This is a genomic window from uncultured Ruminococcus sp. (assembly GCA_902785355.1).
GTDB lineage: Bacteria > Bacillota > Clostridia > Oscillospirales > Acutalibacteraceae > Ruminococcoides.
In genome coordinates this window covers 22,473-33,470 of sequence record CACZYF010000029.1, presented here as the reverse complement: position 1 = coordinate 33,470, position 10,998 = coordinate 22,473, and the positions used below count along the sequence as shown (strand labels likewise).

General features: G+C 46.9%; 8 protein-coding genes and 2 tRNA genes. 5 read left to right on the top strand and 5 right to left on the bottom strand.

Annotation, left to right across the window (positions count from 1 at the left end; all coding sequences use genetic code 11):
• Positions 1-403 precede the first annotated feature (403 nt).
• Positions 404-1,468 (top strand): AAA family ATPase, encoded by a 1,065-nt coding sequence (locus tag R2I50_RS07650; protein WP_399552859.1) that lies wholly within the window; start codon positions 404-406, stop codon positions 1,466-1,468.
• A 166-nt stretch (positions 1,469-1,634) separates the two neighbouring features.
• The gene (locus R2I50_RS07645; RefSeq protein ID WP_316608555.1) at positions 1,635-2,864 is read left to right on the top strand and encodes a plasmid recombination protein; all 1,230 of its coding nucleotides are present in this window, start codon (positions 1,635-1,637) and stop codon (positions 2,862-2,864) included.
• A 13-nt stretch (positions 2,865-2,877) separates the two neighbouring features.
• Here R2I50_RS07645 and R2I50_RS07640 read toward each other — a convergent pair whose 3' ends face one another.
• Complete coding sequence (locus R2I50_RS07640) at positions 2,878-3,684, bottom strand: Fic family protein (RefSeq protein ID WP_316608554.1); 807 nt, start codon at positions 3,682-3,684, stop codon at positions 2,878-2,880.
• 214 nt (positions 3,685-3,898) lie between these two features.
• Between R2I50_RS07640 and R2I50_RS07635 the strand changes: the two genes are divergently transcribed.
• From R2I50_RS07635 to R2I50_RS07625, 3 genes are all read left to right on the top strand, one after another.
• A complete protein-coding gene (locus R2I50_RS07635) occupies positions 3,899-4,195 on the top strand; it encodes a hypothetical protein (RefSeq protein ID WP_316608553.1) in 297 nt (98 codons plus the stop codon).
• A 251-nt stretch (positions 4,196-4,446) separates the two neighbouring features.
• Positions 4,447-6,468: an N-6 DNA methylase gene (locus R2I50_RS07630; RefSeq protein WP_316608552.1), complete on the top strand. Its 2,022-nt coding sequence runs from the start codon at positions 4,447-4,449 to the stop codon at positions 6,466-6,468.
• The gene (locus R2I50_RS07625; protein WP_316608551.1) at positions 6,462-7,934 is read left to right on the top strand and encodes a restriction endonuclease subunit S; all 1,473 of its coding nucleotides are present in this window, start codon (positions 6,462-6,464) and stop codon (positions 7,932-7,934) included. The genes R2I50_RS07630 and R2I50_RS07625 overlap by 7 nt, the downstream gene beginning before the upstream one ends.
• A gap of 514 nt (positions 7,935-8,448) precedes the next feature.
• On the opposite strand, the gene R2I50_RS07620 is transcribed toward R2I50_RS07625, so the two are convergent.
• The 4 genes from R2I50_RS07620 to arcC all read right to left on the bottom strand — a co-directional run bounded on the left by R2I50_RS07620 (position 8,449) and on the right by arcC (position 10,910).
• Positions 8,449-8,535 (bottom strand) — tRNA-Ser (locus R2I50_RS07620).
• Between the two features lie 33 nt (positions 8,536-8,568).
• A tRNA-Ser gene (locus tag R2I50_RS07615) sits at positions 8,569-8,657 on the bottom strand.
• Between the two features lie 138 nt (positions 8,658-8,795).
• Positions 8,796-9,674: a DegV family protein gene (locus tag R2I50_RS07610; protein ID WP_316608550.1), complete on the bottom strand. Its 879-nt coding sequence runs from the start codon at positions 9,672-9,674 to the stop codon at positions 8,796-8,798.
• 297 nt (positions 9,675-9,971) lie between these two features.
• Complete coding sequence (gene arcC / locus R2I50_RS07605) at positions 9,972-10,910, bottom strand: carbamate kinase (protein WP_399552858.1); 939 nt, start codon at positions 10,908-10,910, stop codon at positions 9,972-9,974.
• Between the last annotated feature and the right edge of the window lie 88 nt (positions 10,911-10,998).

The window sequence follows — 10,998 nt, the reverse complement described above, 5'->3', positions numbered from 1 at the left end:
TTATTTCGATTATACACATCGTCGTTTGGCGCTTTCTTCTGAACCGTTTTTGGCGATTTTTGCTGAGCCCGATTTGGTCGTTTCTACCGGGCGCTAACAGGACAAAGAAAAACGCTTAAAACCGCTCCGAAACGATACAATTCAGAGAGGTTTTAGGCGTTATTTTATTGCGCGTTTTTGGGTAATATAAAACGCCGACCGAGAGGTCGAGCACATTTTCAGGAGGTGGCTGAATGCCGCGAATGTCAAAAAAGCAAAAGTTGGAATGGTCGTTCTTTCTGAACGACAAAGGACGCAGAACGTATAACACACTGTGTCGCAAATGCGAGCACGACTGCAAACAAAGCTTTCGTGCTATTGTCATCGAATGTCCGCTATATTTATCAAAAAGGAGAAAGAAGTATTGAGACAAAATCAAACTATGGAAGAACAGAAGACAGAACTGGAGCTCGTCAAGGCGAGCGAGATCACGCCGAAGTCAGTGGAATGGCTATGGTACCCGTACATTCCATTCGGCAAGGTCACGCTGTTACAGGGTGATCCGGGCGACGGCAAAAGTCAGCTGATGCTGGCGCTGTCGGCTCTTGCCTCAAAGGGCAAGCCATTTCCTTTTGCCGATGACGAAGAAACACACGAACCCATGACGGTCATTTATCAGACGACCGAGGATGACGCGGACGATACTGTAGTCCCACGCTTTATTGCCTCAGACGGCGACCGGGATAAGCTGCTGTTCATCCGTGAGACTGAGAAAAGCCTAACCTTCGATGATGACCGTATCCGATCAGCTATCGAAAAGTCGGGAGCAAGGTTATTGATCCTCGACCCTCTGAGTTCGTATATCGGCGAAGGCTGTTCTCTGAACGCTGCCAATGAAATGCGCAGCAAGTTCAATCACCTGATTGCGGTAGCTAAAGATACAGGCTGCGCGATCGTGGTCATTGCTCACATGAACAAAATGCGGGAGACTTCTCCTCTCTATAGGACGTCCGGCTCGATAGATATTGCCGGCGTCGCTCGAAGTATTCTGGCGATCACAAGAACGCCGAATAAAGAGAATCCGAACGAGCGCGTGATGGTACAGGTGAAATCCAATCTTGCACCGACAGGCTCGGCGATCCTCTTTGAGGTCGGAGAAAAAGGAATCGCCTTCATTGACGAGATCGAGATGACAGCGGAGCAAGCCTTTTCCTCAATCGCTCCGAAGCTCGGCAGACCGAGCGCTGAGTGTGAAGCGGCTACAGCCTTCATCTTGGATTTGATGAAAGCCGGTAAGCTGAATGCTACTGCGTGCGAGGGATTTCTGAGAGACAAAGGCTTCAAGAAATCGACGATCAAAAAGGCAAAGAAAAACGCAGGCGTTGTGTCCGTAAAGGAAGGTATGATCTGGTACTGGACTTTGCCGACAGCCAATCAAAAAAAGCACAACAAAGCATCTTATACAGACCCGGAATTCAAAACAAACTGAGCGGAGGGTCAAGGGAGGAAAGCCCTTGCCCACGACATCTTTACAGCAGCGCTGAAAGTGTCATAGTGGGTTATACAGATTCAACGAATCTTGTATAAGGCTACCATACATGCGCATTTATACAAAATGAATGGAGTGAAATCACATATCTAAAACAAAAATCAATATGAGCTGTGCCAGAGTGCAGACCTATACGGCTGCTAAAATCAGCGCGGCAGAAAAGCATAACGAAAGAAAGAACAGCGACTACAGCAACATCAATGTTGTACCCGAAAGGATCCCGATGAACGTTCATTTCAAGAGTCCCGGGGATAAAGCCTATATGCAGATTCTCAAAGATATGGAGGCTGAGGGTAAGGTCTCACGCCGTGGGCTGAGAGCTGACGCGGTGCTGTTCGACGAAATCATCTTCGATGTGAACACCATGTACTTTGAGGAGCACGGCGGCTATGAATACGCAAAAGAATTCTTTGCCGAGGCATACCGTTATGCCTGTGAAAAATACGGTGAGGAAAATATCATTTCTGCCGTTATGCACGCGGATGAGATCAACAAGGCTGTCAGCGACGAGCTGGGACATCCGGTCTATCACTACCATATGCATCTGATCGCCCTGCCGGTGGTTGAGAAAGAGATCCGATGGAGCAAACGGTGTAAAGATCCTACGTTGGTCGGAACAGTCAAAGAGGTCATCCGGCAGATCAGCCACTCAAAGAAGTGGGAATCTCGCGAGCCGCTATTGACCAAAAGCGGTGAGACGGTCATGCGAAAGAACGGCAAGCCGAAGTTCCGACCGTCCTACAGTATCTTACAGGATGAATTCTTCCGACATATGACCGATCACGGATTCACGGGCTTTGACCGTGGCAGAGAGGGCAGCACCGCGGAACATCTGACCTCTTTGCAACACCAGATCAACATGGATAAAGAACGCCTCGCTAAAATCGAAAGCAATATTCAGAAAGCTAAAATAGAATATGAACCTGTAAAGGGTATCTCAAAAACTTTTCAGGAAATTGAAACTGCCGGCAAGAAGAATCCTCTTACCGGCAATTATTCTGTTACGAAAGATGATTACGGTCAGCTGATTGCGCTCGCTAAAGAAGGAATAACAAGCAGAGTAAAAATCCATGATCTTCGCAAAAAGGCAAAACACTTACAGGATCAAGCGAATCAATACCGAAGTGCTTTCAATCGATTGCAAGAGCGCTATGATAAGCTGACAGAGAAGTGCCGTCCGTTCTTGCGAGGGATAGAACATTTCCCTGATGTAGTCCAACGATTCATTGAGCGTATCAGTTCACTGTTCAACGAAAAAAAGAACAACGTCGTCGTTTACCTAAAGCAAGAAGTGATCAGGATAGATGACCCTTCGACCGCCCTCTGTACTTATTGACTTCTTGATCTCTTTATCGTTTACGGTATGCCCATGACCTGCCACTGCGGAAGCGGATGATCAATCCCTTTTCTACCATCGTGTTGAGGATTCGATTTGCGGTCGCAACAGAAACATTCAAAAGTTCGCGAACGTCGCTGTTAGTTATCTCGCCATTCTCGTGCAGATAATTCATCACGGTATTTTCCCGAGCAGCCGCTTTCTCCGACTTGCTGTGTTTCACAGAAACAGAACCGTCGATCACTTCGAGCATCGTATCACGGATCGCCTCCAACATAAAGGTGACGAATACGGTTGAGTCTACGGCAACATTCGCGGCATTGAAGGCGCGGTAGTATTCCTCCTGCCTGTCATGTATCATCGACTCGATAGGGAGCCACGCAAAGATCGGGTTCCATTTTGACAGCAGGAGCGTATGCCACAGTCTGCCGATCCTGCCGTTACCGTCCGCAAAGGGATGGATCAGCTCAAATTCATAATGGAACACACAGCTTTTGATCAGGATATGGCGCGGATCATTTTTGACCCAGTCAAGCAACTCCGAGACTAACCCGGGGACATACGCCGGAAGTGTACCGACATGAAGCACATTGCCGTGGTTATCGACGACGCCGACGGAGCCGGAGCGAAACTCTCCCGATTCATTGACCAATCCGCGTGTCATTACCTCGTGAGCAAGCAAAAGATCGTCCACGGAGTAAGGATCCAGCGTATCAAGGCGGTCATAGATCTCATACGCGTTCTGCACCTCTGCGATATCTTTCGGCGGCGCAAGGACTCGCTTGCCGGAGATAACAGCGGTGACTTGATCGAGCGTCAAGGTGTTCTGCTCTATCGCCAGAGAGGAATAGATTGTTTTGATACGTAATCTGAAAAGGATATTTCTGCATCATATCACCATCCGGTCATTGATGATGATATTATACCACTTCATCTATCAAAAATCAATTCATCTATCATTTTTATTATGATTAATGATAGATGAAGTAATTCGACAAATATTCTTTTTATGGTTTACAAAAACGGACAATAAAGTGAAAATACCCATCTTCATCCGCCGGAAGCGCTCGGTCAAAACGCTCACGCCGCGCGACACAAGTGTTCGCGGCTCTCGGCTCGAATCTTTCCCACGGCAAGAGAAAACAGGCTCACGCCGATGCGTAAGCCTGTTTTCTGGCGGAGGACAAGAGATTCGAAATAATCCAAACAGCCTGTCATTTTATTTCAGTTTGGTGCAAAAACCGCATAATCAAGCCGTTTTTGAAAAATTAGCATTTCAAATCGTTTCAGTTTACTTCATTTTTACTCATAAAATTATGAGCAAGTTATGAGCAAGAATATGATTAAGCACCAACAGTAGAACAAAATAAGTGTAATTGAGCAGTTCGATGATAAGCTGATGAATTACGATGATGACCCAGATCAAACGATCGTGGGTCATTTTTATTAAACGTGTTATACTCGGCTTCTCAATGCAAAAAATCTAAACAACAAGGCTGTACAAACGCAAAGGAAGATGCTATAATAATTATGTTTAGGCACTTTCAGTTGATATAAAGCGTTTTATAAGGAGTTAAGGAAAATGGTTGATCAAAAAGTTGTCGTTATCCCCGATGGTAAAATATGTGATTATATTGACGGAAAGTTCCGTAAAGATACGCCAGAAGAATATGTTCGTCAAACGATTGAAAAGCGTCTTGTGAATGAGCATAAGTATATTCCTTTTCAAGTGAAGATTGAATATACTCTTCAGATTGGCTCAAGAAAACCACGTGCAGATATTGTTATTTGGGACAAAGATGTAGATAATCAGACACAAGGCAACATTAAAATAATTATTGAGTGCAAGAAAGAGACTGTGGATGCCCGTAATGCAAAGGATGGCATCGGACAGTTACAGTCTTATATGTCGGTTTGCCCCAACTGTGAATGGGGTATGTGGACAAACAGTATTCAGAAGTTCGTATTCCGTAAGACAGTTGATGAATCTGGTAATATCGGGTTTATGGAATATAATGATATTCCGTCCGCTGATGGCAATCTGGATGTTGTTAACCGTCCATCCAGGAAGAGCCTAAAGAATGCTTCAGATGATAACCTTCTGTTTGTGTTTAAGACCTGTCATAACCACATCTATGTGAATGACGGTATGCAGAAACAGCCAGCTTTCTTTGAATTGCTGAAAGTTATCTTCTGTAAGATTGAGGACGAGAGAAATATTCCTAATCCTTTGGAGTTCTATACAACATCGGATGAGCGCTCTAATCCTGATGGTCAGTTGACCGTCAAGAAGCGTATATCGAAGATTTTCAAGCGTGTAAAAAAACGTCATGGTAAGATTTTTGATGCAAACGATGAGATTAAACTTACTCCTCGTAGTCTTGCCTATATTGTCAGTGAACTTCAGCGTTATAGTCTACTGAATACAAACATTGATATTAAAGGCAAAGCCTATGAAGAGATTGTTGGCGCGAATCTGCGCGGGGATCGCGGCGAATTTTTTACGCCTCGTAATGTCATGAAGATGACGGTCGAGATGATTAACCCGAAGTTGAACGAACGTGTCGTTGATACTTCGTGCGGCACGGGCGGTTTCGTTGTGACCGCGATGACACACGTTATTGACCAGATTGAAAAGAATTTCGTTGCCGAACTTGGTGTGCCGAAGAAGGACTGGGATGCAGATACGATTAGAGCGTATCAAGATAAGATTTCAGAAGTTGCGGGTACTTATTTCTTCGGTTTTGATATTAACCCTGACCTTGTGAAAGCAACGAAGATGAACATGGTCATGAATAATGACGGTAGCGGAAATATTCTTCAGACAAACTCTTTGCTTCCGCCTCACGAATGGAGCGACGAGTTCAGAACGCGACTTGCGGAAGCACTTGGCGTTCAGAAATCTTCTATCAGAAATCATAAGTCGATTGAGTTCTTTGATGTGATTGTTACCAATCCCCCGTTTGGTAGCAAGATTCCTATTAAGGACAAGAGCATTTTGGAACAATTTGACCTTGCTCATATTTGGGAGAATGATAAGAAGAATGGAACTTGGACGATGACGGAGCGACTTCAGTCTTCTGTTCCACCAGAAATTCTATTTATTGAACGCTGCACACAGTTCCTTGTTCCTGGCGGTCGTCTGGGTATTGTCCTTCCAGATTCTATTCTCGGTTCTCCTGGACTTGGTTATATCAGGGAGTGGTTAATTCAGAATCATCGTATTGTAGCGAGCGTTGACTTGCATCAAGATACGTTCCAGCCTCGTAACGGAACGCAGACATCCGTACTGTTCCTTCAGAAGAAAACTCAAGCCCAAAAGGATGCTGAGGAAAAGAGCGGACAGATGGCGGATTATAATATTTTCATGGCAATGGTTGAAAAGATTGGTCATGATAAGCGCGGCAATCCATTATTCAAGCGTGACAAAGAAGGCAATGAAATTCTTGTTCCTGATAAGAACAACGTTCTCGTTTTGGGTGAGACAGGTGAGGGAACCAAAACGGTCGCCCATGAGCAGAAGGTTAAGGTTGAAGATGACCAGACACCTGATGTTCCTGCAATCTTTGCTGAGTGGAAAGCACAGGAGGGATTGGCATGGTAAGCGGAAATGTAGCATATGCCTTACAAGAGGATGTTGTGCAAAAAGTTGAAGTGGCAGAGTCACCGCTAAAATTCTGCACTGTAACACTGTCGGATGTTGTTTCCAGAGGTAAGCGTTTAGAGGCTAGCGTGTTTGACGTAGATGCTAAACACGCTCGTGCTGCTGTTGAACACGGGAAGTATCCTGTGAAGATGGTCGGCGGTGAGAATGGTTTTGCCGATTCATATGTATGCGGGCGATTTAAGCGTATTTGGCTTGAAAAGTCCGACCTTCCCATTTATCAGCCGTCTTCAATTACAGATATATATCCTACTCCTGATGGGTATTTATCTCATAAAACACAGACGGATATTGATGCTTTGCGTGTTCATGCTGGACAGGTTCTTATGACTTGTTCGGGGACTATTGGTAAGGTTTCTTTTGTTTCAAAGACATTAGACAATCGGATTTTTAGTCATGATCTTCTGAGAATAGATTGTAAAGTACCGTATGATGCAGGATATATCTATGCATATCTGAAGAGCGCAACAGGAAATAAAATACTGCTTACGAACAGTTATGGCGCTGTTATTACACACATTGAGCCAGAACATCTTACTACAGTGCCTATCCCTGATGCGCCTGTTGAAATTAAGAAACGTATCAATGATTTGATTGTTGGTTCTTACGAGTTACGTGATGAATCTAACGCTTTAATTGATGAGGCAACTTCTTTGTTGATAAATGAGCTTCAGTTGCCAGACATCCACGATTTTGATGTTGCACTTTACAAGAAAAATGTAGGCGTGGATACATTCAGCGTCAAGCTGAGTCAGATGGCGGGTCGTGTTGATGCTTCGTATCATGTTCCTATCGTGGATGCGATTGTTGAACACATGAAGAAATATGCAGCTGAAGTTACGACTGTCGGTGATAGTCGCGTGAGCAAAGATGTGCTTTTACCTCCGAGATTTGCCAGAGTGTATGTTGAAGAAGGTTATGGAAGTGTTTTGATTGGTGGTAAACAAATCAATGAACTTGATCCATCGGGGAAAAAGTATCTTTCCAGAACAAAGCACAAGAAGTTGATGAAAAAACTTGAAGTTGCTCAGAATACTATTCTGGTTACGAGAAGTGGCACAATAGGAAAAGTTGTTCTTGTTCCTAAACATTGGGAACATTGGATTCCCTCGGATCATATAATTCGAATTGTTCCTGTTGAAAAGAATATTGCAGGATATTTGAGTGTCTTTCTTAAATCTGATTATGGGCATAAGTTGATTACGCATTACACTTATGGCTCTGTTGTGGATGAAATCGACGATACGCATGTGAGCAGTATTCCTTTCCCACTTCTGAAAAACAAGGACATTCAGCGGCAAATCAATGACCTTGCTCTTGAAGCCAACGAGAAGCGATACGAGGCATACAAGATGGAGCAGCAAGCATTACAAATAATAGATAATGACGTGATTTTTGCAAAATAATGTAGTTATATTGCTAATCAATAGAGAAACTTGTCCTACCGATACACAAGAGTATCGGTAGGGCAAGTTTTTTCTTTTATACTTATTCTCCCATTACGTTCTTTTACCCCTTCCTAGTTCTTTGTATCTTCTATAATACTATTGAGAACGCAAAGAAAGGAGAGTAAAATTGAAATTATGAGCAAGACTATGAGCACGACGAGAGTTCGGATCTTTTTTCGCAAAGAAAAAGTCCCGAAAACGGCTTAAAAAGCCATTTTCGAGACCTTCAGGGTTTGGCGGAGGACAAGAGATTCGCTCAGTTTGCGGTTTCCGAATCAGCCTTCGCTTTCGCTCGGCTTCTTCGACCGCTGCACCATTACTGCTCTCGCTTTATCGTCCACCGGACGCGCTCGGCAGTAATGCTCACGCCGCGTAGAACGCGGCTCTCGGCTCGAATCTTTCCCACGGCAAGAGAAAAAGGTCCGACGCAAAAGCGTCAGACCTTTTTCTGGCGGAGGACAAGAGATTCGAACGGAGGACAAGAGATTCGAACTCTCGCGCCGCGTTAGCGACCTACTCCCTTAGCAGGGGAGCCTCTTCACCACTTGAGTAATCCTCCATGTATGTAAAGTTCATAACTTTATTATTCAATTGGCGGAGAGAAAGGGATTCGAACCCTTGGTCCCTTGCGGGATCACTAGTTTTCAAGACTAGCTCCTTAAACCACTCGGACATCTCTCCATAAAGCAAGTAATAGTGTATCATAGTTAAGGTTAATTGTCAAGTGATTTTGCACTTTTACAATAAAAATACTGCACTCTTACGGTATCAGCTATAACAGCAAAAAACGCGGGACGGTACGTGCCGCCCCGCCGTATGTTATCTGAATCTGACTTTATCGTCACCGAGGAAGAAGAGCGCCAGCGTACCGGGGCCTACGTGAGAGCCGGTCACGGGCTCGTACATCACGGTCAGTATCTCCTTCGGCGGCTTCTTCTTATTCAAAAGGCTGATCAGGTGATTCGCGTCATCCTCACAGTCGGCGTGGGCGATACCCACGACCTGTTCCCCGGGATTTTGAACCAGCATGTTGTAGCGCTGCGCCATGCCGTCGATCGCCTTCTTTCTGCCGATGACCTTGGAGAAGTTGACGATCTCGCCGTTCTCGTTGCCCTTTAAGAGCGGCTTGACCTGCAGCATGTTGCCGATGATCGCCGCCGAACCGGTCAGGCGGCCGGTTTTCTTCAGATACATCAGGTCGTCAACGGTAAAGACCTGATACATGCACGCCTTCTCCTTTTGAATACGGTTGTATGTCTCGTCGATCGACATGCCCTGCTCGCGGTACTCGATCGCCCTGAGTACAAAGATACCCTCGCCCAGCGAAGCACCGAGGGTGTCGATCGTCCTGATCTTGCGGTCGGGGTACTTCTCCTCCAGCTCCTTTACCGCCACCTCCGAGTAGTGGTACGAGCTGCTGATGCCGGACGACATGCTGATGAAGAGGATATCCTCGCCCTTGAGTAAAAAGCCCTCAAAGAAATCGACGAAGCACTGGGGGTTGATGGCGGAGGTCTTGATATCCGCGCCGAGGCGCATCGCCTTGTAGAACTTCTTGCCGTCAAAGCCCTCGGTGTTCAGGCAGGAATACTGCTTGTCGCCGATGGAGTAGTGGAAGGGGATAATGCTGATATGGTGCTCCTGTAACAGAGCGGTAGGTAAATTAGCCGATGTATCGGTCAGAATCTTAAAGCTCATGGTTCATTCCTCCGAATATTCGGCGGCAAAGCTAACATCGCAAAACTCGGATGATCGGTTAGAAGTTCAGCAGTACCGCCTTGTTAATTTAACTATACTCATGTGAGGCGGAAAACTCAATCTACAAAGCTCGAAACCCTCTCTACACGTCCCTCACATTGATTCTCTCGCCGAAAAACAAACTATCCCGAGGGTAGAAAAGGCTCTCTACTCTCGGTAGGAATCCAGTATTTATGCGGGTTCGGATAATGCAAAAAGGCTCCCGATCACGGGAGCCTTACATAACGTTATCAATACTCAGTCACCGAAGATCACGGTGCCTGCCTTGCCCTTCACGGCGTCGCCCGCCTGTAAAAGCTCAGCGATCACGGCGACTCTGCCGTAGCCGCCCGCGACAAACCGCGCCGCCGCCTCGACCTTGGGGAGCATGCTGCCGGGGGCGAACTGTCCCTCGGCGATATAGCGGCGCACGTCCTCGAGGGTCATACTGTCGAGCGAGAGTTCTTTGGGCGTACCGTAATTGATCTTCACCTTATCGACCGCGGTCAGGATCATCAGAATATCGGCGTTCAGGTTATCGGCGAGCAGAGCGGAGACATTATCCTTGTCGATCACCGCGCCGACGCCCTTATGGAAGTTTCCGACCTTCTTCACGGGGATGCCGCCGCCTCCGCAGCAGATAACGACGGAGCCGTCCTCCACAGACGCGCGAATCGCGTCGAGCTCGACGATCTTCTTCGGCTCGGGAGAGGGCACGACCCTGCGCCAGCCGCGGCCCGCGTCCTCACGCATGGTGAAGCCGAGCTTCTCATGCTCAGCCTCCGCCTGCTCGGCGGTCATGAACTTGCCGATGGGCTTGGTCGGATTCAGCAGGGCGGGATCATCGCCGTCGACCAGCACCTGGGTCACGATGGTCGCGACGGGCTTGCGGATCCCGCGGGAGAGCAGCTCCTCGCGCAGGGCGTTCTGGATATCGTAGCCGATATACGCCTGGCTCATCGCCACGCACATCGACAGCGGCGTGCGCTCGACAGCGCTGTCCTCGCGGCACAATGCCGCCATCGCGCTGTCGATCCGCCCCACCTGAGGGCCGTTGCCGTGGGTGATGACGACCTCGTTGCCGTCCTCGATCAGGTCGGCGATCGCGCGGGCAGTCGTCTTGACCGCCGCGAGCTGTTCGGTTAAGCTTTTGCCCAGGGCGTTCCCGCCTAAGGCGACGACTATTTTTCGTTTCATAATCTGAATACCCTTCGGGTGAATAGTGAATGGTTGATGGAGAGCTGCCGCCCTCACCCGATTATGAAAATCAAAAACACGTCAGCGT